This is a genomic window from Sphingomonas sp. Leaf32, assembly GCF_001421765.1.
Lineage (GTDB): Bacteria > Pseudomonadota > Alphaproteobacteria > Sphingomonadales > Sphingomonadaceae > Sphingomonas.
In genome coordinates, this window is sequence record NZ_LMLA01000001.1 from 47,013 (window position 1) to 70,602 (window position 23,590).

General features: G+C 68.2%; 18 protein-coding genes and 1 tRNA gene. 10 read left to right on the plus strand and 9 right to left on the minus strand.

Going from position 1 to position 23,590, the window contains the following annotated elements:
- Nucleotides 1-95: 95 nt before the first annotated feature.
- Together ASE83_RS00300 and ASE83_RS00305 are read left to right on the plus strand one after the other, a co-directional pair.
- A complete protein-coding gene (locus ASE83_RS00300) occupies nt 96-1,313 on the plus strand; it encodes a UbiH/UbiF/VisC/COQ6 family ubiquinone biosynthesis hydroxylase (RefSeq protein WP_055787477.1) in 1,218 nt (405 codons plus the stop codon).
- Between the two features lie 234 nt (nt 1,314-1,547).
- Nucleotides 1,548-2,105: a hypothetical protein gene (locus ASE83_RS00305; protein ID WP_156352563.1), complete on the plus strand. Its 558-nt coding sequence runs from the start codon at nt 1,548-1,550 to the stop codon at nt 2,103-2,105.
- A gap of 10 nt (nt 2,106-2,115) precedes the next feature.
- Here ASE83_RS00305 and ASE83_RS00310 read toward each other — a convergent pair whose 3' ends face one another.
- The 5 genes from ASE83_RS00310 to ASE83_RS00330 are packed head-to-tail and all read right to left on the minus strand — an operon-like array spanning nt 2,116 to nt 4,704.
- Nucleotides 2,116-2,580: an NUDIX domain-containing protein gene (locus ASE83_RS00310; protein ID WP_055787472.1), complete on the minus strand. Its 465-nt coding sequence runs from the start codon at nt 2,578-2,580 to the stop codon at nt 2,116-2,118.
- A 3-nt stretch (nt 2,581-2,583) separates the two neighbouring features.
- Entirely contained in the window at nt 2,584-2,991 is a 408-nt protein-coding gene (locus tag ASE83_RS00315; protein ID WP_055787469.1) for a hypothetical protein, read from the minus strand.
- A complete protein-coding gene (locus ASE83_RS00320; RefSeq protein ID WP_055787466.1) occupies nt 2,988-3,185 on the minus strand; it encodes a Trm112 family protein in 198 nt (65 codons plus the stop codon). The genes ASE83_RS00315 and ASE83_RS00320 overlap by 4 nt, the downstream gene beginning before the upstream one ends.
- A complete protein-coding gene (locus tag ASE83_RS00325; protein ID WP_055787461.1) occupies nt 3,182-3,799 on the minus strand; it encodes an LON peptidase substrate-binding domain-containing protein in 618 nt (205 codons plus the stop codon). The genes ASE83_RS00320 and ASE83_RS00325 overlap by 4 nt, the downstream gene beginning before the upstream one ends.
- The gene (locus tag ASE83_RS00330; protein ID WP_443024299.1) at nt 3,796-4,704 is read right to left on the minus strand and encodes a tetratricopeptide repeat protein; all 909 of its coding nucleotides are present in this window, start codon (nt 4,702-4,704) and stop codon (nt 3,796-3,798) included. Before ASE83_RS00330 ends, ASE83_RS00325 begins: the two co-directional genes overlap by 4 nt.
- A gap of 146 nt (nt 4,705-4,850) precedes the next feature.
- On the opposite strand from ASE83_RS00330, the gene ASE83_RS00335 reads away from it, so the two are divergent.
- Nucleotides 4,851-4,925, plus strand: a tRNA-Gly gene (locus tag ASE83_RS00335).
- 659 nt (nt 4,926-5,584) lie between these two features.
- Here ASE83_RS00335 and ASE83_RS00340 read toward each other — a convergent pair.
- The 3 genes from ASE83_RS00340 to ASE83_RS00350 all read right to left on the minus strand — a co-directional run bounded on the left by ASE83_RS00340 (nt 5,585) and on the right by ASE83_RS00350 (nt 12,311).
- Nucleotides 5,585-6,991: a methyl-accepting chemotaxis protein gene (locus tag ASE83_RS00340; RefSeq protein ID WP_055787458.1), complete on the minus strand. Its 1,407-nt coding sequence runs from the start codon at nt 6,989-6,991 to the stop codon at nt 5,585-5,587.
- A 32-nt stretch (nt 6,992-7,023) separates the two neighbouring features.
- Nucleotides 7,024-9,354: a bifunctional diguanylate cyclase/phosphodiesterase gene (locus tag ASE83_RS00345; RefSeq protein WP_055787456.1), complete on the minus strand. Its 2,331-nt coding sequence runs from the start codon at nt 9,352-9,354 to the stop codon at nt 7,024-7,026.
- A 515-nt stretch (nt 9,355-9,869) separates the two neighbouring features.
- A complete protein-coding gene (locus ASE83_RS00350; protein ID WP_055787453.1) occupies nt 9,870-12,311 on the minus strand; it encodes a S9 family peptidase in 2,442 nt (813 codons plus the stop codon).
- Between the two features lie 380 nt (nt 12,312-12,691).
- On the opposite strand from ASE83_RS00350, the gene ASE83_RS00355 reads away from it, so the two are divergent.
- Nucleotides 12,692-12,997, plus strand: a complete 306-nt coding sequence (locus tag ASE83_RS00355) for a hypothetical protein (RefSeq protein WP_055787444.1) — start codon at nt 12,692-12,694, stop codon at nt 12,995-12,997.
- Nucleotides 12,998-13,057: 60 nt separating this feature from the next.
- On the opposite strand, the gene ASE83_RS00360 is transcribed toward ASE83_RS00355, so the two are convergent.
- Nucleotides 13,058-13,945, minus strand: a complete 888-nt coding sequence (locus tag ASE83_RS00360) for an aldo/keto reductase (RefSeq protein WP_055787439.1) — start codon at nt 13,943-13,945, stop codon at nt 13,058-13,060.
- 181 nt (nt 13,946-14,126) lie between these two features.
- On the opposite strand from ASE83_RS00360, the gene ASE83_RS00365 reads away from it, so the two are divergent.
- The 6 genes from ASE83_RS00365 (at nt 14,127) to ASE83_RS00390 (ending at nt 23,483) form a co-directional block, all read left to right on the plus strand.
- A complete protein-coding gene (locus tag ASE83_RS00365) occupies nt 14,127-15,260 on the plus strand; it encodes a succinylglutamate desuccinylase/aspartoacylase family protein (protein ID WP_055787437.1) in 1,134 nt (377 codons plus the stop codon).
- Between the two features lie 270 nt (nt 15,261-15,530).
- Entirely contained in the window at nt 15,531-16,727 is a 1,197-nt protein-coding gene (locus ASE83_RS00370; protein ID WP_055787434.1) for an aspartate aminotransferase family protein, read from the plus strand.
- Nucleotides 16,728-16,729: 2 nt separating this feature from the next.
- Nucleotides 16,730-18,145: a succinylglutamate-semialdehyde dehydrogenase gene (gene astD, locus ASE83_RS00375; protein ID WP_055787828.1), complete on the plus strand. Its 1,416-nt coding sequence runs from the start codon at nt 16,730-16,732 to the stop codon at nt 18,143-18,145.
- Nucleotides 18,142-19,158: an arginine N-succinyltransferase gene (locus ASE83_RS00380; protein WP_055787431.1), complete on the plus strand. Its 1,017-nt coding sequence runs from the start codon at nt 18,142-18,144 to the stop codon at nt 19,156-19,158. Before astD ends, ASE83_RS00380 begins: the two co-directional genes overlap by 4 nt.
- A 21-nt stretch (nt 19,159-19,179) precedes the next feature.
- Nucleotides 19,180-20,556, plus strand: a complete 1,377-nt coding sequence (hglS, locus tag ASE83_RS00385; RefSeq protein ID WP_055787428.1) for a 2-oxoadipate dioxygenase/decarboxylase HglS — start codon at nt 19,180-19,182, stop codon at nt 20,554-20,556.
- Complete coding sequence (locus ASE83_RS00390; RefSeq protein ID WP_055787425.1) at nt 20,556-23,483, plus strand: FAD-binding and (Fe-S)-binding domain-containing protein; 2,928 nt, start codon at nt 20,556-20,558, stop codon at nt 23,481-23,483. Before hglS ends, ASE83_RS00390 begins: the two co-directional genes overlap by 1 nt.
- The last annotated feature ends 107 nt before the right edge of the window (nt 23,484-23,590 follow it).

The following is a 23,590-nucleotide window of genomic DNA, read 5'->3' on the forward strand; positions in this document are numbered from 1 at the left end:
CGACTTCGCTCAGCCCCTACTCAGCACGAACGGACGTGGGGACATTGTTTTTGCCCCGAACCAACGGGGCCGGTTGATAGGATGGGACGGGTTTCATGGCACAGGCGGACGTCATCATCCTGGGCGGCGGGCTGGTCGGCAGCACGCTGGGCGTGTCGCTGGGCGTGCACGGCCTCAGCTCGATCATCCTTGATCCCGCCGATCCGGCGGTGACGCTGGCGCCCGGATTCGACGGTCGTGCCTCGGCGATCGCCAGCGCGACGCACCGCATGTTCGAGGCGATCGGCATCGCGCCGGGCCTTGGGCGGGAAGGCTGCCCGATCGCCGCGATCCGCGCGACCGACGGGCTGGAACCGGGCAAGCTCGACTTCGTCCCCGACGCCGCCGACGATCCGGTCGGCGTGATGTATGAGAACAAGCGGCTGCGGCAGGCGATCTACGACGCCGCCATCGCCTCGCCCCATGTCGACCTGCGCTACAAGGACCGCGCGATCGACGTGCGGCGCGAGGGGCATGGCGTGACCGTCACGACGGCGGGCGGCGACACGCTCACCGCGCCGCTGCTGATCGCCGCCGAGGGGCGCAATTCGCCGACGCGCGAGGCGGCGGGCATCCGCGTCGCGCGCTGGAGCTATGACCATGCCGCGATCATCACGACGCTGAACCATGCCGAACCGCACGACAACATCGCCTATGAAATCTTCTACCCCGCCGGCCCGTTCGCGATCCTGCCGCTGAATGACGATGCCAACGGCCACCGCTCGGCGATCGTGTGGACCGTGGATACGAAGGATCGCGGCGGTTTCCTGAAACTGTCCGAGCGTGCGTTCCTGGCCGAAGCGTCGAAAAAGATGGGCGGTTTCCTGGGCGAGCTGTCCAACCTGTCGGCGCGGTCGAGCTATCCGCTGGGCTTCCACCATGCGGCGCGGATTACCGCCGACCGGCTGGTGCTGGTGGGCGATGCCGCCCACGGCATCCACCCGATCGCCGGGCAGGGGCTGAACCTGGGCCTGCGCGACGTCGCGGCGCTGACCGAAGTGCTGGTCGAGGGCAAGCGTACCGGGCTGGACCTGGGCGATCCTTATCTGCTGGAACGCTATCAGCGGTGGCGGGGGCTGGACACCTTCGCGGTGGCGCTGGCGACCGACGGGCTGACCCGCCTGTTCGGCATTCCGGGCAAGACGGCCAGCGCGGTGCGGCGCTTCGGCTTGTCGGCGGTCAACTCGATCCCGCCGCTCAAAGCCGCGTTCATGGCCGAAGCGCGCGGTGAGACGGGCAAGCTGCCGAAACTGTTGCAGGGGGTTACGGCATAACGCCGGTTTCGCGGTTCGCGGTACGCCGCCAGAGCGTTTTCCGATCGGGTTGGATCATCGGCACGGAGTCGATTTCGGTTCATGGCAAGGCGCGAGGAGGGTGCGATGCCAAGGCATCGTAGCCGACGAGCAACGCCGCCATCCTTGCCGCGCCAGCGGTCGCCCGCCACGGCGATGACGATGGTTCAACTTGGTCGGAAACCGCTCTAAAGACCCCTGCGGGGGGAAATGGCGATGTCCGAGTTCGAGTTCATCTTCGCGTTGTTCGGCCTGTTGCTGGGCCTTTCGATCGCCGAAGTGCTGGGCGGGGTGGCGCGTGCGATCGAAACGCGGCTGCAACCCGGTTCGATGGTGCGCATCGGGTGGCTGACGCCGTTGTTGGGCGCGTTCGTGATGCTCGACCTGCTGTCGTTCTGGCAGGCGGCGTGGACCGGACGCGATATCGTCGCCGTATCGGGCAAGTCGCTGATGGCGATCACCGGTTTTGCCAGCGCCTATTATCTGGCGGCGCGCCTGGTGTTTCCCCGCGATATGTCGACGGGGCTCGACGCGCATTTCCTACGGGTCCGACGGGTCGTCATCGGCATCATGTTCGTCCTGCTGCTGTGCCAGCTGGGCTGGTATGCCAGCGTGCCGCGCATGGCAGTACATCTTGCCCGGCCGCTGCCACTGGCGCTGACCGCGATCCTGATGGCGCTGATGATCGCGGCCATGACGGTTCGGGGGGAACGGTGGTGCCGGCTGGTCATGCTGGCGCTCGTCGGCCGCTACGTCATCGTCTATCTGCTGTAACGGCCGGCCGTCACCACGTTCCGCCGCCCGTCTCACCCTGTCGCCATTCCGCGATCCGCCGCCGCGTCGCCGGCGTCGTGCCGGCCGGCAGCGCATCGGCCGCGAACCAGCCGACTTCGGCCACCTCCAGCCGGTCCGCACCGCGCAGCGTGTCGCCGGCCGCCCGCGCGACATAGACGACTACATGGTCGTCCTTGCTCTCGCGCCGGTTGTGATAGACGCCCAGTATCCGCTCGACCGTGGCACCGGTGACCGCCACCTCCTCCGCCAGCTCGCGGTGGAGCGCATCGGCGATGGCTTCGCCCTTCTTCACCCCGCCGCCGGGCAGGTACCAGCCGTCGAGATAGGTGTGCCGCACCAGCGCGACGCGGCCATCGGGGTCGAGCAGCAGCGCGCGTACGCCGATCGTGCGCGGGCGGGTGACGCGCCATACCAACCGCGCCGCCTTGCCCAGCAGCCGGTGCAGCAGCGCCACGGCCTATGCCCGTCCGTCGCGCGTGGCCTCGGCCGCTTCCTCCGCCGCAACCGGTTCGGCCGCCGGGCGGATCATCAGGAAGCTGCCCGACCAGACGCCCGGAATGTCCCACCGCCCGCTGATCTCGCAACCGTCGTCGCTCAGCACGCCGGCATAGACGACCATGTCGCCATAGCCCTCGCTGCCGCTATCGTCGTAGAATTTGCTGAAGCGCACCTTGGCGCCGTCGCGATGCCCGTCGATCGCGGCGGCGATCAGCGCGCCGGGCGGGACCGAATACAGGTCCGGTTCGTGGATCGTCCCCACCAGCGACCCGCCCAGATCGGCGATGTCCGCCTCGAACGCGGTCGGCGGGTTGGTGTGCGGATAGTTGAAGATCCCACTCCACTTGCCGCTCAGGTCGCGGCTCACAACGGCCGCGCCGCTTCGATCAGCAGCACCGGCACGCCATCGCGGATCGGAAAGGCGAGACCGGCGGCGTCGGAGATCAATTCATCCGCCGCCGCATCATGCGTCAGCGGGGTACGCGTCACCGGGCAGACCAGGATCGACAACAGCCACGGATCGATCGCGTGGCCCCCGGTCTTCCCCTGTTCCAGCGTCATTGCAGCGTCGCCTCTTCGTCATCGCCATGCCTGCCGAAGAATTGCATGAGCTGCACGATCAGTTCCGCGCGGGCGGACAGGGCGTCGACTTCCAGCAGCGCCTGTTTCGCCGCCACGTCGAACGGCGCGATCTGCGCGATGCCGTTGACCAGGCTTTCGTCGTCCAGCCGCCCGACCGATTCCCAGTCGACGGCATAGCCGAGCCGGTCGGCGAAGCGGCGCGATTCGAGTTCCAGCGACGCCCGCTCGGCGAGCGCCAGCGTCGTATCGCCGATCATCGGCAGCGTCTCCGCCTCGACCTGCCGGAACGCGGTGGTCACATCGAGTTCGCGCACCACGCGGAACCGATGCAGCCCCCGCAGCACGATGTCGTAGCGGCCATCGGCATGGGCCTCGACATCGACGATCTGCCCGATACAGCCGACATCGAACAGCGGCGGCCGGTCGCTCTCGTCGCCCGCCGGGCGCGGCTGGATCATGCCGATGCGCCGATCCCGCGCCAGCGCGTCGGACACCATCGCCCGATAGCGCGGCTCGAAGATGTGCAGCGGCAGATGCATGTTCGGAAACAGCAGCGCCCCCGCCAGCGGGAAGACGGAGACGCGCCCGCTCATCCGAACAGGATCGCGGACAGCTTGCGCCGCTGCTGCGACACCCACGGGTCTTCGAGGCCCACCGCCTCGAAGACCTTCAACAGTTGCTGGCGCGCGGCATCGTCGTTCCACGTCCGGTCGGCCGCGACGATCTTCAGCAGCGATTCGGCGGCACCGTCGCGGTCGCCCGCCGCCATCTGCCCCCCGGCAAGGCGGAAGCGCGCGTCGTGGTCGTCCGGATTGGCCTCCACCTCGGCCTTCAGGCCGGCAAGGTCGTCCACCGGCTGCGCATCGCGGGCCAGCGCAAGGGCGGCGCGGACCTGTTCGATGCCGGGCTGTTTCGCCGCATCCTCGGACAGCGCATCGAGCGCGGCCTGCGTCGCGTCATGGTCGCCCAGCGCCATCAGCGCGCGGACGCGCCCCGCAGCGACCGTCGCGTCGTCCGGCACCATCTCGGCGATCTGGTCGAAGATCGACAGCGCACGCGCGGCATCGCCCTCGGCCAGCGCCTCCTCGCCCATCGCGACCAGCGGTTCGATGTCCGGCCCCGCCGCCTCGCCCGGCTGCACCGGCAACTGGCGCAGCAGCTGGTCGAGCATCTGCTTCAGTTGGCTTTCGGTGCGCGCGCTGGTCAGGTCGGCGACCAATTGCCCCTGGAACATCGCATAGACGGTCGGGATCGACCGGATCTGGAATTGCGAGGCGATGAACTGGTTCTTGTCGGTGTCGATCTTAGCCAGCACCACACCCTTGTCGGCATAGGCCTCCGCGACCTTTTCGAGGATCGGGGTCAGCGCCTTGCACGGCCCGCACCATTCCGCCCAGAAATCGATGATGACCAGTTGCGTCATCGACGGTTCGACGACGTCGCGGCGGAACGCCTCCACGGCGTCCTTTTCCGGGGCGGTCAGTCCTAGCGTGGCCAAGCGTCGATTCCTTATCCTGTGACAGCCGCCCCTATGTGGGCATCCCAAGCAAAACAGAAAAGAGTTCATTTAGGGGTTGCGCACCCCAAAACCCCCGGCTAATAGCCCGCCTCACCCCAGCCGGCTCGCCGGTTCGGAACGCCAGAGCGGGCGTAGCTCAGGGGTAGAGCACAACCTTGCCAAGGTTGGGGTCGAGGGTTCGAATCCCTTCGCCCGCTCCAGTCGCTGCCGCTGATTAGCGGCCGCTAATCAGCGATATAGTCAGCGACTTTGGCCGGCGCCGCTTGCGGCGACCGACGGCATGTCTTTGCCATGCCGCGACCTCCCTTCGACGGTGCTTCCTGCTCCGCCCTGCCGAACGACGCAGATGGGTCGAATCTTTCTGCGCGATCCGATCTTTCCCGTTCGCAAGATATGCCAGCCATCGATGCAATGGCCCGATCAGAGTCTGCTCCATCTTTCTGAAAACGTCGCGCCAGCGCAGGCTGGGGCCTCGACCGGCTCCTGCCCCGCGCTACGATAAGGAAATCCCAGCCTTCGCTGGGATGACGTTCGGTTCAAACAGGGTGGGGCAAACTCCTAGGACCGATCGACATTCACCGGTCTATCGTCACCCCGGACCTGTTCCGGGGTCTACGGCGCGGCAATCGGTGCGGCGTGAGCCTCTATCGACCACGATAGCGGCTCGGTGGACCCCGGAACAAGTCCGGGGTGACGGAGAGGCTGGAGGCAGCGATCAGGAACGACACCAGAAGTAGCTGAATGTCGATCGGTCCTAAGATACACGAAACGAACAGCATCGGCGCTGCGCCGATGACCGCGTGCGTCACCCGAAAAAAGGACGCGCCAACTCGGAGTCGCGCGTCCCGGTCGACACGGATCAGAATTCCGACCAGTCGTCCTCGCCGATCGCCAGCGCGGCATTGCCGTGCGACAGGCGCTGCGGGAGGGCGCGGGGTGCCGGGCGTACCGGCAGGCGCCGGACCGTGTCGCGCTGGTCGCGGACCGCGATTCCGCCCAGACGGAAACGGGCGATCTCGCCCGACAGCGCATCGGCTTCAGACGCCAGGCTGCGGGCGGCGGCGCTGCTTTCCTCGACCATCGCCGCGTTGCGTTGGGTCACCCCGTCCATCTCGCCGATGGCGGTGTTGACCTGCGACAGCCCCTGCGACTGCTGATCCGCCGATCCCGAGATATCGGCGACCAGCGCGCTGATCTCTCCGAAACGGCCGATGATCCGTTCGAGCGACCGCCCGGTTTCGCTGACCAGGGCAACGCCGGTATCGACCGTCTCGACGGAGGCGGTGATGCGCTGCTTCACGTCCTTGGCCGCCTCGGCCGAGCGTTGCGCGAGCGCGCGGACTTCGGAAGCGACCACGGCAAAGCCCTTGCCCGCATCGCCCGCGCGTGCCGCCTCGACGCCGGCATTGAGGGCGAGGAGGTTGGTCTGGAACGCGATGCCGTCGATCACCGCGATGATGTCGGAGATTTCGGCGGAGGTGCGCTCGATCCGCGCCATCGCGTCGACCGCGCGGCGGACGACGTCGCCCGATTCGATCGCCTCGCCCCGCGCCGTGCCGACAATCTGGTCGGCGCGCGACGCGCTGTCGGCGGTTTCGCGCATCGACGCGGTGATCTGCTCCATCGCGGCGGCGGTCTGTTCGAGGCTGGCGGCCTGCTGCTCGGTCCGCTGCGACAGGTCGTCGGACGCCGTGCTGATCTCGCCCGCGCCCTTGTGGATGCCACCGGCGACGGTCGACACCGACAGCATCGTCGCGCGCAGCGATGCGACGGCGGCGTTGAAATCGTCGCGCAGCGACAGGAACGGCGCCTGCAACTCGACATCGATCCGCGCGGTCAGGTCGCCGGCGGCGAGCTTGCCCAGCCCCTCGCCCATGATCGCCACCATCTGCCGCTGGGTATCGCGTTCCAGCGCCGCCAGCGCGCTTTCGCGGAACGTCGCCATCGCCTTGGTGATGCGGCCGACGCAGTCGCGGTTGCCGGTATAGGCGACCGGACTTTCGAGATCGCCCGCCGCCAGCGCCTCCATCCGCACGACCGTCGTGACATAGGGCGTGCAGATCAGCCGCGACGCGCTCAGCGTGACGGCGACGATCGCCGCCACTCCCGCCAGCGCGCCGCCGACGACGATGCCCGGCCCGACCGGCGCACCCAGCGCCGCGACCGTCGCCAGTGCCGCCATCCCCCCGGACAGCAGCAGATAGACCAGCGCCAGCACCCGGAATTTGACCCGGATCGGCGCGTTGCGCGAAAACCATGCGATCATCTGAACCCTTCCCCCCTCGAACCTCTGCCGCATCATGCCCGAAGTGCCTGCACCGGCGCGGTCACGCAGTGCGCCGGCCCGGCGGCCGGGCGCCCGAACAGATAGCCTTGCGCCAGCGCGCAGCCCTCGGCCTGCACCATCGCCCGCTGCACCTCGTTCTCGACCCCTTCGGCGACGACGGGCAGGTTCAATCCCTTGCCCAAGCCGGCAATGGCACGGACGATCGATCGCGCCGCCTCGTCCTCGTGCATCGCCGATACGAAGCTCTTGTCGATCTTGATCTTGTCGAACGGAAAATGGCGCAGGTTGCTGAGCGACGAATAGCCGGTGCCGAAATCGTCCATCGCGATGCGCACGCCCAGCGTCCGGATCTCGCGCAGGATCGCCAGCGACACCTCGCGGTCGCGCAACAAGGCGGTTTCGGTAATCTCCAGCTCCAGCCGCTCGGGCGCCAGCCCGCTGTCCGCCAACGCGTCGCGCACCAGCATCGGCAGCGTCGCCACGCGCAACTGCACCGGGGATACGTTCACCGCCAGCGTCAGCGGTTCGGGCCAGTTGCTGGCGTCGCGGCACGCCTGGCGCAGGACCCATTCGCCGATCGCCATGATCGTCCCCGCCTCTTCGGCGACCGGGATGAAGAGCGTCGGCGACACCTGTCCGCGTTCGGGATGGTCCCAGCGCAACAGCGCCTCGTAGCCGACGACATGATCGTCGTCGGTCGACACCAGCGGCTGATAGACCAGTTGCAGTTCGCCCCGACAGACCGCGTGACGCAGATCATGTTCGAGGCTGCGGCGGTCGCGCGCCTGCCGGTCCATCGTCTCGTCGAAGAACGACGCGGTGCCGCGTCCGTCCTGCTTGGCACGGTACAGCGCGACATCGGCATTGTGGCGCAGCGTTTCGGGATCGCACCCGTCGCGGGGGTAGGTGACGACGCCCAGGCTGCACCCGACCGCCATGGGATCGCGCGCGGAGTCCATCTCCTCGGCGAAGCGCGTCAGGATATGCGCCGCCAGGCGACGGGCGTCGTCGGACGATGCGATGTCGCGTTGCAGAACCACGAATTCGTCGCCGCCGACCCGCGCGACCAGATCCTGCGCGCGGACGCAATCGTCGAGGATGCGCGCGACCCGGATCAGGATCGCATCGCCGGCGCCATGGCCGAACAGGTCGTTGACCGCCTTGAACCGGTCGAGATCGACCGCGATCAGTGCAAAGGGCGCGGCGGAGCGCACCGCTTCGTTGAGCGCGATGTCGAACGCGGCGCGATTGACCAAGGCGGTCAGCGGATCGTGCGACGCCAGATGTTCGATCGCGCGCTGGGCACGGGCGGTTTCGGTCAGGTCGCGGAGTGCAATGACGGTCGCGTCGCGGCCGCGATATTCGATCGCGCGCGCGGTCAGTTCGACCAGCTGGTCCTCGACCACGCTGTCGCGGATGCGGGCGCGGGTGGCGCTGCCGCGATGGGGGCGCAGATGGTCACGCGCCGCCGTTTCGAACCATGCGGCGGTCGCCGTACCGACCAGCGCGGCGCGATCGACCCCCAGCAGCGCGCACGCCTGTTCATTGGCGTCGAGGATGCGGTCGTCGCTGGTAATCAACAGCCCTTCGGACGTCGCATCGGCCAGGCCCCGCAGGTCGGTCAGGAACCGGTCGACCACCGATGCCGCCGCCGTCAGGGCGATCAGCAGCAGGGCCGCCCCGACGATCCACAACAGCAGCCACTGCGATCGCGCGCCTGCACCGGCGACGATCGTCCCGCCATGGTCGGCCATCGCCGATGCCATCGCGACGAAGTGGATCAGGACCGTCGCCAGCACCATGCCCATCGCCGGCAGCACCATGCGCTGCCGCCCGTCCGCCCGCAGGAACACGGCGAATGCGCCCGACAGGAGCAGCCAGCCGACCAGCACCGCCACCACGATCGGCGCGCGATCGACGCGGTGGGCCATCGAATTGGCGATCGCGGCCATGCCCGTGAAGTGCATCCCGACGATGCCCAGCGTCGCGATGCCGCCGCACAGCAGCACCTGCACCATGCCCCGGGCGCGCCGCAGCAACAGGAAGGCGATACCGAACGCTGCGACCGCGATCGTCGCCGAAAATCCCGTCAGCAACTGATCGAACTGCAACGCGACCGGGCTGCGATAGGCGATCATCGAAATGAAGTGCGTCGACCACACCCCGCCCCCGGCGGTGACCGCCGCCGAGCCGAGCCACAGCCGCCGCCGTTCGACCACGCATTCGAACGACCGCTGCAACTGCGCAAAGGTCGACAACGCGCTGACGATACACAGCGACAGCGCCAGCAGGACCACCGGCAGGTCATGGCGCGCGACGACGGTTTCAAACAGATACGACATTCAGCCAGAACCCCCCTCCGGCGCTACGTTCACGCCACAGAATGGAAGGGGCCGATTAAATATCGGTGCACCGTAAAACATGCCAAATACCGGAATAATCCGGATTTTTATGGCGATTGGCCATGCCTCGTTGCGGAATTTACGCAACTTCCAAGACGCTGCCTGTCGGGGTTTGCAGTATCCGAAATACGTATTCTTTATGCGACCAATGTCAGGGCCGATCATCATTCAGGCAATTCGAGGGCGATCGCCGGGTAACCTGCAATCCCTTCGTCACCCCGGATGTGTTCCGGGGTTCACTTCGCCGCTTACCTTGTCCCAGGAAGCGCCGGCCGCACCGATCGCCGCACCGTGGACCCCGGACTTGTTCCGGGGTGACGATAGGCCGATGGACGTCGATCCGTCCTGGTCGATAGCGACGGCAATCTCGCCGCTATCGACTGTTCCGCCCGAAAACGTCGCCCCAGCGAAGGCTGGGGCCTCGACCGGCTCCTGCCCCCGCCAATGATCGGACGTTATTGCGCCGCCGCAGGCGCCGCGACCTTCGGCTTCACATACCGGTCGAGCCAGTCGGTCATCTGCCACAACGTCTCTTCGGTCGATTCCAGCGCGCGATAGCCATGCGCCTCGTTCGGCAGCACGACATAGCGGACCGTCGCGCCATTGCCCTTCAGCGCGGCGTACATCCGCTCCGACTGGATCGGGAAAGTGCCGCTATTGTCGTCGGCGGCGCCGTGGATCAGCAGGATCGGCTCCTTGATTTTGTTGGCATAGGTGAACGGGCTCATGTCGGTATAGGTCGACGTCGCCTGCCAATAGGTGCGCTGTTCCGCCTGGAACCCGAACGGGGTGAGCGTGCGGTTATACGCGCCCGACCGCGCGATGCCGGCGCGGAACAGGTCGGTATGCGCCAGCAGGTTGGCGGTCATGAACGCGCCATAGCTGTGCCCGCCGACCGCCATCCGGCCGCGGTCCGCCACGCCCAGCTTCACCACCGCATCGACCGCCGCCTGCGCATCGTCGCGCAGCTGCTGGACATAGGTGTCGTTGGCCTCCGCGCCGTTTTCGCCGATGATCGGCATCGCCGGATTGTCGAGGATCGCATAGCCCTGCGTCAGCAGGAACAGGTGGCTGATCCCGCGCGGCCGGACGAAACGATTGCCCTGGTCCACCGTCTGCCCGGCGACCTTCGCATCGGTATATTCGGCGGGATAGGCCCAGAGCAGCGTCGGCAGCGGCCCGTCGCGCTTCGCGTCATAGCCGGCGGGCAAATAAAGCGATCCCGACAGCGGCAGGCCGTCGGCGCGGTTATAGGTGATCGTGCGCTGGGTCACGCCGGCCAGCACGGGCGCGGGATCGGCGAAGTCGGTCACCGGCTTCGCGCTGCCACCCTTCACCGATCGCAGCATGTAATTGGGCGCGAGCTTCGCACTTTCGCGGCGGGTCAGCATCCGCTGCCCCTTGTCGTCCAGCAGCGCGACGACGGTTTCGTAATAGGGTGCCTTCGCGGTCCATAGCCGCTTCTGTTCGCCGCCCGCGACCGGCATCAGGCCAAGGAAGGGGAACGCCCCCGCCTTCGTCGCGCCGTCGCCGGTGACATAGACCGCGTCGCGCGCCGGGGTGAACTGCATCACCGGCTTGCCCGCCGCATTCTCCTCCGTCATTGGGAAACCGGGATCGCCATATTGATCCTGATAATTGCGCGTCAGCAGCGTCCGCGCCTGCCCCGGACGCCCCGGCGCGACGGCATGGCGGTGTTCGGTCCGCGTGCGCCATTCGCGGTCGATCACCATCGCGAAATCGTCATTGCCCCAGAACACCGCCCCGAAGCGCGCCGGCGTCTGGGCCAGCTCGACCGGCGCGGCGGTGAACGGCGCCGGCTGCATCATGACCCGGTCGTGGAACGCGACCTTCGCCTTGGGATCGCCGCCGTCCAGCGCCTCCGCCCACACCAGCGTCGCGGGCGCATCCGACCGCCACACCGCCTCACGCGGCCCTTTGACCGTCGCGTCGAAATCGACCGGCAGGTCGTCGGCCAGCGGGCGGTCGACCAAAACGAACCCGTTGTGCATACCGGGATTGACGATCGGTGAGACGGCGATCTCTGTAGGGAAGAAGCCCGCGGGCAGCAGGTAGCTGTAGGGACGCTTGAGGCGCTCGGTCAGCAGATAGTGGCCATCAGGCGAGACGCTGACGTCGCTCCAGATCGCTGGCCCCTCGACCGGATGAAGGGTGCCATCCGCCACATCGATCCGCGCCAGGACACTGGTAAAATAATAGTCGAACAACGCTTCGTCATGTTTGTCGCCGAGCAGATCCTCATAAGTGCGCGCGGCGGAGGTACGGCCACTGCTTTCCTGCACGATCGGGCCACTTGGCGTCGAAGGCTCGGCAGGGGGCGTGCCACGGTTGACGGGCACCAGTCGGACCATCAGCGATCGACTGTCCGGCATCCAGCTGAAGGGTGTCCCGAAGGTGCCATTCAGCCCCTTGGCGATCGCGCGGGCCGACCCGTCCCGGTCCGCGATCCACAGCGACAGCCCATTCGCCTCCTGCACGTAAAATGCCAGCCGCGACCCATCGGGCGACCAGTCGGGCGCGGCGAAGCGGGTGCCGGCGGGCAGTTTCACCGCGACGGTGCGCCCGGTCGCGATGTCCTTGAAGCTCAGCGCGTTCAGCCACTGAACCCGCATTTCCGCCTGTCCATTGGTCGCCGGATCGATGCGATAGCCGCCAAGGCGCAGGATCGGCTTCGACAGGTTGGCGATACTCGGCAGGTTCTCACGGCCCAGAATGGCAAGCGTGCGATGATCGGGGCTGACCGCGACGCCCGGCGTCGGTGGCGTTTCCAATATCTTCGCGATGGCGTCGGGCGCGCGGTGATAGCCGGTGGCCGGCTCCTGCGCGTGGGCGGTCGTGGCAAGCAGCAGAGCGATCAGACAGGCACCAGCGCGCATTCGTAACCCCTTATGGTCGTTTGCGAACATCCTGACATGCGCGGATCGGCGGCGCTAGGCGGTTGCGAGACCAGCGCTACCCTTAGCGTCACCCCGGACTTGATCCGGGGTCCCGCTTCTTTTCTGACCGGGCGGTAGAAGCGGGACTCCGGGTCAGGTCCGGGGTGACGAATCTCCCGGGGCAGAGGTCAGGCCCCTCACACCCGCAAACCACTTCCCGAATATCTAGCGAATTTTACGACCTAATGGCGGCGCATACCACAGCTACGTTTGTAGTCATCAACTAAGCCTTTGATATTACTCGATCTGAAAAACTGGCACAGGGGATGCAAAGTAGTCGGCATCACCGGAAACCAACCGGAATTCAGGGAGCCTCTACCATGACCGCCATCCGTTTCGCCGCTTCGATCGTCCTCGGTTTCGTCGCCACCACCTCGGCTTTCGCCGCCGAACCTAGTGCCGCCCCGACCCCCGTCGCGACCAGCGTCGCCGGTTCGAGCGCGCTGGCGACCACGGTCACCCTGGCCGCCGGCCCGGCCGCTGCGAGCTACAAGGCGTCGCCCAACGCCCGCTATTGCTTCCGCACCGAAACCACCGGCAGCCGCATCCTGACCAAGCTGTGCAAGACCCGCGGTGAATGGGAAGCACGCGGCGTCGATCTGGACCGCGCCCTCGCCGGCCGCTGATCGCCTGATCGCACCGCCGCGACGGCCGCATCCTGCAAGGGGTGCGGCCGTCGACGCATGTCAGGGGAGCGTCGTCCCCATTCCCGCCTGCAGCACCGCATACCATTCGGCCGGGGTCCAGGTGACGCGGCAAGCCCCGGCGGCGGCGCGGATGCGATCCGCATTCTGCGATCCGACGATCGGGATGATGCCCGCCGGATGGACCATGCTCCACGATAGCGCGGCGGTCGCGGCATCGACGTCGAAGCGTTGCCCATGGTCGCGCAGCAGGAGCGCGGCGGGATGATCGCCCCCGCTCAGCCGCCCGCCCCCCAGCGGTGACCACGCCAGCACCGCCATGCCGCGCGCCATCGCCTGATCCAGCACCCCGTCGAACAGCGCCTCGACGTGGAGCGGCGAAAATTCGGGCTGGGTGCTCAGGATCGGCAGCCCCAGGAACGCCTGCAACGCATCGACCTCTGCCGGGCTGTGGTTCGACACGCCGATCCCGCGCACCTTGCCCTGCTCGACCATCGCGGTCAGGCTGGCGGCGACCTCCTGCGGGTGGGTCAGGAAATCACGGCGATGAATCTGGTACAGGTCGATCCGGTCGATCCCCATCCGCGCCAGCGAGGCGTCGACCGCCTGCGCCAGATACGCCCGGTCCGACCGATAGGGATTGCCGGGCCGGATGCCGCCCTTGGTCGCGATGACCATGCGGTCGCGCAGCGAAGGCGCCTCGGCCAGCACCTGCCCGAACAGGCTTTCCGCCGATCCGAACCCGGCGGGGGTGTCCGCGCCATAGATGTCGGCGGTGTCGAACAGGGTGATCCCCGCCTCCAGCGCCGCCTCGACCAGCGTTCGCGCCGGAGCGACCTCCCCGGTAAAGCGCCACATGCCCCAGGCGATAGGGGAAACGAGAATATCGCTCTTGCCGAGCGGGCGGGGCGTGGGATCGATGGTCAGCATGAGGCCGTGTGTAGGCGTCAGGGCGTTGGCGGCAATGCGGAAAACCACCAATGCCATTCCGTCCGCACGATGGCGCCGACCGTCGATGATGAGCAGGACGCATCAGGACATGACCAATTGTCGCTTGGCCGGGGCCGTAACGATGTGCGACGCCCGTTTCCTGTCGTTCCGGAGAACCGCCATGTCCCGCTCATTTCGCTCGTTCGCGCTGGCCGCCACGCTATTCGCCGCGCTGCCGGCACTCGCGCTGCCGGCTGAGCCGGGCGACCGGATCGACGGATCGGCGGTGATCGAGACGCTGGACCTGTCCACCCTGCCCGCCGGCAAGACGCGGCTGTGGCTGCGGGTCGACGACAATGACGTCGGACAGGGCTATTACGTGCCGATCGTCGTGGTGAAGGGCGCACAGCCCGGCCCCCGCTTCCTGCTGACCGCCGGCATCCATGGCGACGAACTGAACGGCATCGGCGTCATCCACCAGTTGGTCGAAGGGCTGGACCCGGCGATGCTGAAGGGCACGCTGATCGCCGTACCCGGCCTCAACGCGCCGGGCCTGCGAAATTCGACGCGCGCCTTTACCGGCGGCCACAACGGCGCGGGCGACAATCTCAACCGGCTGATCCCGCGCGATCCGCACGAACATGGTGCGGAGGGGAATGCGGCGCAGCGTTATGCCGGACGGCTATGGTCGTGCATCTTCATCGGCAACACCGACTTCGCAATCGACCTGCATACCCAGTCGCGCGGCGGCACCTATCCCGCCTATGTCTTCGTCGCGACGCCCGCCGCCAAGCGGATCGCGATGATGCTGCGCCCCGACAGCATCTATGTGAATGCGGGCATCGACGGCGCGGTCGAGGATATGCTGAACGCCAACGCCATCCCGGCCGTCACCTACGAACTGGGCGGGGCGGAGGTCTTCGACCGGGCGATGATCGCGCGAGGCCTGCGCGGCGTGCGCAACGTGATGATCGACCGGGGGATGCTGCCGGGCAAGCCGAGCTTGAGCGATCCCGAGCCGTTCCTCGGCAATGTCGTCACCAATGTCGACAGCCCGCGCGGTGGATGGGCACAGGTGCGCGTGATGCTGAACCAGATGGTGAAGAAGGGCGACGTGCTGGCGATCGTCACCGATCCGTTCGGGCGGACCGTGGCGACGCTGACCGCCCCGCTCGACGGACGGGTGGCAGGCATGGGCACCGATCCGCGGACCCAGCCGGGCGACATGGTCGTCCGCCTGCTGTCGTGGGACGACCGCCTGCCGTGCAAGCGCGACGGCTGCCCGCCCACCGTCACACCGGTCAAGGCGCGGTAGGGCCAACAGTCAGACCGTACCCCCGCGCAGGCGGGGGTCCAGAGCCACAAGCGCCATCCTGCTGTTGCCCGGGACCCCCGCCTGCGCGGGGGTACGGCACGAAGCAAACACCATCCTTCATTCCCAACCATCATCAACAGATGACGCCATTGCGTTTGTCCGCACCACCCGGCCGGTCCAATAAGGCGACCGCGTGAACCGCCTCGCACGCGGCGAGCGATCCGTCGCCCGCCCGCCGGTGCATTCCCGAATCGACCCGAAGGAGCCGCCATGACCGATCCCCTGATGAACCTGTACAATCGCGCGCCGATCGCGGTGGAGCGTGGCGAGGGCGTCTGGCTGATCGATACCGAGGGGCGGCGCTATATCGATTGCGTGGCAGGCATCGCCACCGACGCGCTGGGCCATGCCCATCCCGCACTGGTCGCAGCCCTCACGCAGCAGGCCAGCAAGCTGTGGCACGTCTCCAACATCTTTCGCATTCCGGGGCAGGAGGCGCTGGCGCAGCGGCTGGTCGACGCATCGTTCGCCGATTGCGTGTTCTTCGCCAACACCGGCACCGAAGCGGTCGAATGCGCGATCAAGACCGCGCGCCGCTATCATCATGTGAACGGCCAGCCAGAGCGGATCGACGTCATCGGCTTTGCCGGCTCGTTCCATGGCCGCACCTATGCCGCGATCAACGCATCGGGCAATGCCGGCTATATGGAGGGCTGCGGCCCGCGTCTGCCGGGCTTCGTCCAGTTGTCGCTCGACGATCACGCCGCGATCGAGGCAGCGATCGCCCGCCCGACCACGGCAGCGGTGATCGTCGAGCCGGTGCAAGGCGAAGGCGGCGCGCGTGCCCTGTCGGGCGAATGGCTGCTGCGGCTGCGCGAACTGACGCGGCGGCGTGGCGTGCTGCTGATCCATGACGAGGTGCAGAGCGGCATGGGCCGGACAGGCAAGCTGTTCGCGCACCAGTGGTTCGACGGCGCGGCACCCGACATCATGGCGCTGGCCAAGGCGCTGGGATCGGGCTTCCCGATCGGTGCCTGCCTTGCCACCACCGAGGCGGCCAAGGGCATGACGCCGGGCGTGCACGGCACGACCTTTGGCGGCAACCCGCTGGCGATGGCGGTCGGCATGGCGGCGTTCGACACCATCGCGAACGAGGGGACGCTGGCCAACGCCCGCACCGCCAGCGCCGATTTCTTCGAACGGCTGGAGGCGCTGCGCAGCCGCTTCCCCGACGTGATCGCCGAAGTGCGCGGCAAGGGGCTGCTGATCGGCCTCAAGCTGATCCCCAACAACCGCGAATTCATGGGGATTGCGCGCGACCACGGCATTCTGGTCGCCGGCGGTGGCGAGAATTGCGTGCGCCTGCTCCCCTCGCTGCTGATCTCGGCAGAGGAGATCGCCGAGGCGGTCACGCGGCTGGAGGCGGCGTGCGGCGCGGCGCGCGGGATCATGGCGCAGGCGGCGTGAGCATGTTGACCTCCCTCTGCCCGGCCACCGGCGACACGATCTGGTCCGGCCCCGCCGCCACGCAGGCCGATGTCGATGCGGCGGTATCCCGCGCGCGCGCCGCGTTTCGCGACTGGCGGCGTACCCCGGTCGCGGACCGCGTGGCCATCGCCCGCACCTATGCAACCGTGTTGCAGGCGCGCACCGCCCAGCTTGCCGAACTGATCGCCCGTGAAACCGGCAAGCCGCTGTGGGAAACCACGCAGGAAGTCGGCACGATGGTCGGCAAGGTCGAACTGTCGATCGCCGCGCAGGCCGAGCGCGCCGGCGAAAAGCGCAGCGCGATGCCGTTCGGGGAATCGGTACTGCGCCACCGCCCGCACGGGGTGATGGCGGTGCTGGGGCCGTATAATTTCCCCGGCCATTTGCCCAACGGCCATATCGTCCCCGCGCTGCTCGCCGGTAATACGGTGGTGTTCAAACCGTCCGAACTGACCCCGGCGGTCGGCGCGGCGATGGCGGCGGCCTGGGGTGAAGCCGGCCTGCCCGACGGCGTGCTGCAAGTGGTGCAGGGCGCGCGTGAAACCGGCGCGGCACTGGTCGCCGCCGACATCGACGGGCTGCTGTTCACCGGGTCCGCCACGACCGGCGCGCATTTACGCCGCGCCTTTGCCGATCGTCCGGACGTCATCCTCGCGCTGGAGCTGGGCGGCAACAACCCGCTGATCGCCTGGGACGGCGACGTGGCCGAGGTCGCGGCGCTGATCGTCCAGTCGGCCTATATCACCACCGGGCAGCGTTGCTCCTGCGCCCGCCGCCTAATCCTGCCGGACGGCGCATTCGGCGATGCGGTGATCGATGCCGTGGCCGCGCTGATCCCGCGCCTGCCGATCGGCCGCTGGGACGAAAACCCCTATATCGGCCCCCTCATTTCCGACGCCGCCGCCGCGACCGCCCGTGCGCAGGTTGACGCGCTGGAGGCCGCCGGTGCGCGCGCCATCGTGCCCTTCGGCGGGATCGCGGGGCGGAGCGCCGGGTTCGTCACTCCCGCGCTGCTCGACGTGACCGGCGCGGCAGTACCCGATGAGGAGATTTTCGCGCCCGTCTTGCAGGTCCTGCGCGTCGGCGATTTCGACGCCGCGATCATGGCGGCCAACGACACGCGCTTCGGCCTGTCCGCCGGGCTGCTGACCGGCGACGACGCGCTGTGGGAGCGGTTCGTGCTCGATGCGCGTGCCGGCGTGGTCAACCGCAACCGCCCGACGACCGGTGCGGCGGGCGCGCAGCCCTTCGGCGGTGTCGGCGATTCGGGCAACCACCGCCCCAGCGCCTATTACGCCGCCGACTATTGCGCCTATCCGATGGCCAGTTTCGAAGCGGGCAGCGCAGCGGGCAACTGGGACGCGCTGAAGCCGGCATTGGGAGCCAGGCCGGCGTGACGATCCTGTTGCGGGCCGCCGGCGGGCACGACCTGCCGGCGCTCTATGCCATGGCGCGGACCACCGGCGGCGGGTTCGTGAACCTGCCGCCGGACGAGGCGAAGCTTGGCGAACGGCTGGCCACCGCCGATGCCGCCTTCGCGCGCGATACCGACAGCTTCGGCGTGGACCGCTTCCTGTTCGTGCTGGAGGACGATGCGACCGGTGCGATCCACGGCACCTGCCAGATCTTCTCGCATATCGGCACCGATACGCCCTTCTACAGCTATCGCATCGACCGGCATGGCGCCGACCATGCGGTGCTGGGCCGCTCGGTCGATCACACCATACTGACCATCTGCACCGACCATGCCGGGTGTAGCGAGGTCGGCGGGCTGTTCCTGCGCGCCGATGCCCGCTCGGGGGGAGCCGGCACGCTGCTCGCGCGCAGCCGCTATCTGTTCATCGCGATGCACCGCGCGCGCTTCGCCGACCGGACCATCGCCGAACTGCGCGGCGTGGTGGACGATGCGGGCGACGCCCCCTTCTGGGACGGGATCGCCGCGCGCTTCTTCGGAATGAGCTTTGCGGCAGCCGATGCGTTCAACGCGGACCATGGCACCCATGTCCTTGCCGGGCTGCTGCCGACCACGCCGGTCCTGCTGGCGATGCTGCCCGAACCGGCGCGTGCCGTGCTGGGCATACCGCATCCATCCGGCCGCCCCGCGCTCAGGCTGCTGGAGAAGGAAGGGTTTCGCTACGACCGCTATGTCGACCTGTTCGACGGCGGGCCGACCGTGACCGCCGCGACCGACGACATCGCCACCGTGCGCGACGCCCGCACCGCGATCGTGCGGGAGGTGGCCGAGTGCGACGACTCCACACCCTGCATCGCCGCCGCAGGCCGGCTGGCTGCGTTTCGCGCCTGTTTCGCGGCGCTGGTCGTAGAGGACGATGGCGCCGTTATCGATCCCGTCGCCGCACGGGCGCTGGGCGTCGCGATCGGCGACCCCATTATCTTTGCCCCGCGCTGACCCTATCTGTCCGAGGTAGCCATGACCCATCGTTTCACCCCCCCGAACGCCATCCGCACCCGCTTTTCCGAAGCGATGTCGGCGATGTACCGCGCCGAAGTGCCGCTCTATGGCGACTTGCTGTCGATCGTCGCCGACGTGAATGCGCAGGTGCTTGCTGACCGCCCCGATCTGGCGGCGGAAATGGCGTCGGCGGACGAACTCGACCGGCTCGACGTCGAACGGCATGGCGCGATCCGGCTGGGCACGGCGGTGGAACTCAACATGATGCGCCGCGCCTTTGCGGTGATGGGGATGTACCCGGTCGGCTATTACGACCTGTCGGTGGCGGGCGTGCCGGTGCATTCGACCGCGTTCCGCCCCGTCGACGACGCGGCGCTGGCCGCCAACCCGTTCCGCGTCTTCACTTCGCTGCTGCGGCTCGACCTGATCGAGGACGAAGGGTTGCGTGCCGAGGCGGAAGCGATTTTGTCGACACGCCGCATCTTCACCGACGAAGCGATCCGCCTGATCGAGCGGGACGAGGCGCAGGGCGGGCTGGACCGCGGCGATGCCGAGCGCTTCGTCATGGCGCTGCTCGAAACCTTTCGCTGGCACGGCGATGCGCGGGTCGACGCCGCGACCTATGACCGGCTGCACGATGCCCACCGGCTGATCGCCGACGTCGTGTCGTTCCGCGGGCCGCACATCAATCATCTGACCCCGCGCACGCTCGACATCGATGCCGCGCAGGCCGCGATGCAGGCACGCGGCATCGATGCGAAGGCGGTGATCGAAGGACCGCCGCCCCGTGCCGTGCCCATCCTGCTGCGCCAGACCAGTTTCAAGGCGATCGAGGAGGACGTGACGTTCCCCGGCGACCAGCCCGGCCAGCACACCGCCCGCTTCGGTGAGATCGAGCAGCGTGGCGCCGCGCTGACGCCCAAGGGGCGCGCGCTGTACGACCGGCTGCTCGCGACAGCGCGCGGCGAACAGGGGTCGCAGGGGGCGAGCTATGCCGACCGGCTGGCCACCGTCTTCGCCGCCTTCCCCGACACGGTCGACGGGTTGCGCGAGCAGGGGCTGGCCTATTTCCGCTACGACCTGACCGACGCCGGGCGGCGGCTGGTCGCCGGCGGGGTGCGTCCGGCGGGCGACATCGACGGCTGGCTGGCGGCGGGCTATGTCCGCGCGCTGCCGATCGTGTACGAGGATTTCCTGCCGGTCAGCGCGGCGGGTATCTTCCAGTCGAATCTGGGTGGCACCGAACAACGCAGCTATGCCGCATCGGCGGCGCAGGCCGCGTTCGAGGCCGCGATGGGCGACGCGGTGCAGGACGAACTGGCGCTCTATGCCGAAACGGAGGCGCGGTCGCTGATCGAAGTCGGCGAAGTATTGCGCGGGGTGGCGGTGGCCTGATGGCGACGGTCGCGAACCTGCTGCGCCGTCTGGACCAGGCGGGGTTCGCCGGCGATGCCGAGGACGGCATCGGTGCGCGGCAGGTCGCATCGACCGACAATTCGATCTATCAAGTGCGCCCGACCGCGATCGTCTATCCGCGCACCGGCGACGACGTGACGCTGCTGGTGCGCGAACTGCGCGACACCGGCCTGTCGCTGACCGCGCGGGGCGGCAATACCGGCACCAACGGCCAGTCGCTGAACGACGGCATCATCGTCGATTTCGCTCGCCATATGCGTGGGCTAGGCGCGTTCGATCCGGATACGAACACCGTCACGGTCGAACCGGGCGTCGTGCTGGACCAGCTCAACGCCTTCCTCCAACCCCACGACCGCTTCTTTCCGCCGATGGTGTCGACCGCCAGCCGCGCGACGATCGGCGGCATGGTCGCGACCGATGCGTCGGGCAAGGGATCGCGCCGCTGGGGCAAGACATCGGACTATATCGTCGCGCTCGACGTGACCCTGTCCGACGGCACCCCGTGGCGCGCCGAGCCGATGACGCGGGCACAGGCGGAGGCCATCGCGGCGGGCAGCGGCATCGTCGCCGACATCCACCGCGAAGCGCTGCGCATCGTGACGGACCGCGCCGACGACATCGCCGCGATCTTCCCGGCAATGAACCGGGGCCTCACCGGCTATAATCTGCAGAAGACGTGGGACGCCGCCGCCGACCGCTTCTTTTTGGGCTACCTGCTCGCCGGGTCGGAGGGCACGCTGGCGATCACCCGCTCGATCACCCTCCGCGTCGCGCACAAGCCGAAGAAGCGCGCGCTGGCGGTCATCCGCTATGCCGCATTCGACACCGCGATGCGCGACGTGCAGCGCCTGATCGCCGCCGATCCGGTCGCGATCGAGATCCTCGACGACAAGGTGCTGGGCGTCGCGCGCAGCGACATCATCTGGACGAGCGTCGAAGGGCTGCTCGGCGGCGCGAGCGATGCCCCCGTCGCCGCGATGAACTTCGTCGAATTCACCGCCGACGACGATGCGACCATCGACGCCGGCCTCGCCGCGCTCGCCGCGATCGATCCGCAGGGCGACATGCGGATCGTCCGCGACGACGCCGCCATCGGCCAGCTCTGGTCCCTGCGCGAAAAATCGGTCGGGCTGCTCGCCCGGCTGGGCGGCGCGCGACAGGGCATCCCCTTTGTCGAGGACACCGCCGTCCCGCCGGAAAAGCTCGCCGATTTCGTCGCCGAGTTCCGCGCATTGCTCGACGGCCATGGCCTGAACTACGGCATGTTCGGCCATGCCGATGTCGGTTGCCTGCATGTCCGCCCGTTCCTCGACCTGCGCGATCCCGAACAGGCCGCGCTGATCCGCCCGATCTCCGACGCGGTCGCACGCCTGACCAAATCCTATGGCGGCCTGCTGTGGGGCGAACATGGTCGCGGCTATCGCGGCGAGTTCTCGCCTTTGTTCTTCGGCAGCCTCTACCCTGAACTACAGGCGCTGAAGGCGGCGTTCGACCCGCACAACCGCCTCAACCCCGGCAAGCTCGCCGCGCCAGCCGGCCAACCGATCGACCGGATCGACGGCGTACCGTTGCGGGGAGAATCCGACCGAAAGATCGACGCGGCACGCTCCACGGAGTTCGACCGCGCGGTCGCGTGCAACGGCAACGGTGCGTGCTTCGCGTGGGATGCGCTCGACGTGATGTGTCCGTCCTACAAGGCGACGCGCGACCGCGCGCAATCGCCCAAGGGCCGCGCCTCGCTGCTGCGCGCATGGGCGCGGCTCGATTCGATCGCCGACCCGACTCCCGCCGAGGCCGCCGAACGCAACGCGATGGCCGCCGACACCCATGCCTCGCTCGCCACCTGCCTGTCGTGCAAGGCGTGCACGACCCTGTGCCCGGTCAAGGTCGACGTGCCGACCATGAAGTCGCGCTTCGCCGAACGCTATTGGGGCAGACGCACCCGCCCGATCCGCCACCGCGTCGTCGCCCGGATGGAATCGATGCTGGCCGCCGCGCGCACGATGCCGGGGATCGCCCATCGCATCGCCGGGAGCGACCGGGCGCGCGCCGCGCTGGAACACCGGCTCGGCTATGTCGACCTGCCCGACTTCGCCGTCGCCGATCCGCGCACGCTGCCCCCGCTCGCCTCACGAGCGAAGGTCGCGGCGCTGCCCGCCGGGGCGCGGGCGAACATCGTCGTGCTGGTCGAGGACAGCTTCACCGCCAGCTTCGACGGCCCGCTGGTCGCCGCCGCCGGTCGGGTGCTGGCGGCGTGCGGCCATACCGTGCTGCGCCTGCCCCCGCGCAGCAACGGCAAGGTCCTCCATCTGCTGGGGATGCGCGACCGCTTCGCCCGGATCGCGCGCAAGCGGATGGCGGAGGTGCGCACGCTTGCCGATCTCGGCGTGCGGCTGGTCGGGCTGGATGCCGCCACCGCGCTGATGTTCACCCAGGAATTTGCCGAGATGACCGGCGACAGCGTCGATGTCGCCGGGCTGGAGACGGTGCTGGCCGATGCGGTTCGGGACGGGCGGATGCCGGTGACCACGGCGACCCTCCCCCCGCAACGCCTGCTCGGTCATTGCACCGAACAGGCGCTCCGGCCGCAGGCGCTGGCGTTGTGGGCGGAGGCACTGGCGGGCTTCGGCATCACCGCCGTGCCGACGAAGACCGGCTGCTGCGGCATGGCCGGGCTGTTCGGGCATGAGGCGCAGAACCAGAAACTGTCGCGCGACATCTTCGCCCTGAGCTGGGCAGATGTGACGCGGGACGACGCGATGCTCGCCACCGGCTTTTCCTGCCGCTGCCAGACGAAGCGGCTGACCGGCCGCCGTCCGTTGCATCCGGTGGAGCTGATCGACCGGGTATTGGCGGGGTACGGTGGAGAGGCCGCCAAACCCCCGTTCGTCCTGAGTAGCCATTGAGCCTGTCGAAATGGCGTATCGAAGGACTGGCCAAGGTACTTCGATACGGGCTTTCGACAGGCTCAATCCCTACTCAGCACGAACGGAACGGCTGGCGGGCTTTTCCC

Excerpts from the sequence above, each read along its gene's own strand:
- ASE83_RS00300 (WP_055787477.1), top strand. The coding sequence starts at position 96 with ATGGCACAGGCGGACGTCATCATCCTGGGCGGCGGGCTGGTCGGCAGC.
- ASE83_RS00305 (WP_156352563.1), top strand. The coding sequence starts at position 1,548 with ATGTCCGAGTTCGAGTTCATCTTCGCGTTGTTCGGCCTGTTGCTGGGC.
- ASE83_RS00320 (WP_055787466.1), bottom strand. The coding sequence starts at position 3,185 with ATGACGCTGGAACAGGGGAAGACCGGGGGCCACGCGATCGATCCGTGG.
- ASE83_RS00325 (WP_055787461.1), bottom strand. The coding sequence starts at position 3,799 with ATGAGCGGGCGCGTCTCCGTCTTCCCGCTGGCGGGGGCGCTGCTGTTT.
- ASE83_RS00340 (WP_055787458.1), bottom strand. The coding sequence starts at position 6,991 with ATGATCGCATGGTTTTCGCGCAACGCGCCGATCCGGGTCAAATTCCGG.
- ASE83_RS00345 (WP_055787456.1), bottom strand. The coding sequence starts at position 9,354 with ATGTCGTATCTGTTTGAAACCGTCGTCGCGCGCCATGACCTGCCGGTG.
- ASE83_RS00350 (WP_055787453.1), bottom strand. The coding sequence starts at position 12,311 with ATGCGCGCTGGTGCCTGTCTGATCGCTCTGCTGCTTGCCACGACCGCC.
- ASE83_RS00355 (WP_055787444.1), top strand. The coding sequence starts at position 12,692 with ATGACCGCCATCCGTTTCGCCGCTTCGATCGTCCTCGGTTTCGTCGCC.
- ASE83_RS00360 (WP_055787439.1), bottom strand. The coding sequence starts at position 13,945 with ATGCTGACCATCGATCCCACGCCCCGCCCGCTCGGCAAGAGCGATATT.
- ASE83_RS00365 (WP_055787437.1), top strand. The coding sequence starts at position 14,127 with ATGTCCCGCTCATTTCGCTCGTTCGCGCTGGCCGCCACGCTATTCGCC.
- ASE83_RS00370 (WP_055787434.1), top strand. The coding sequence starts at position 15,531 with ATGACCGATCCCCTGATGAACCTGTACAATCGCGCGCCGATCGCGGTG.
- astD (WP_055787828.1), top strand. The coding sequence starts at position 16,730 with ATGTTGACCTCCCTCTGCCCGGCCACCGGCGACACGATCTGGTCCGGC.
- hglS (WP_055787428.1), top strand. The coding sequence starts at position 19,180 with ATGACCCATCGTTTCACCCCCCCGAACGCCATCCGCACCCGCTTTTCC.
- ASE83_RS00390 (WP_055787425.1), top strand. The coding sequence starts at position 20,556 with ATGGCGACGGTCGCGAACCTGCTGCGCCGTCTGGACCAGGCGGGGTTC.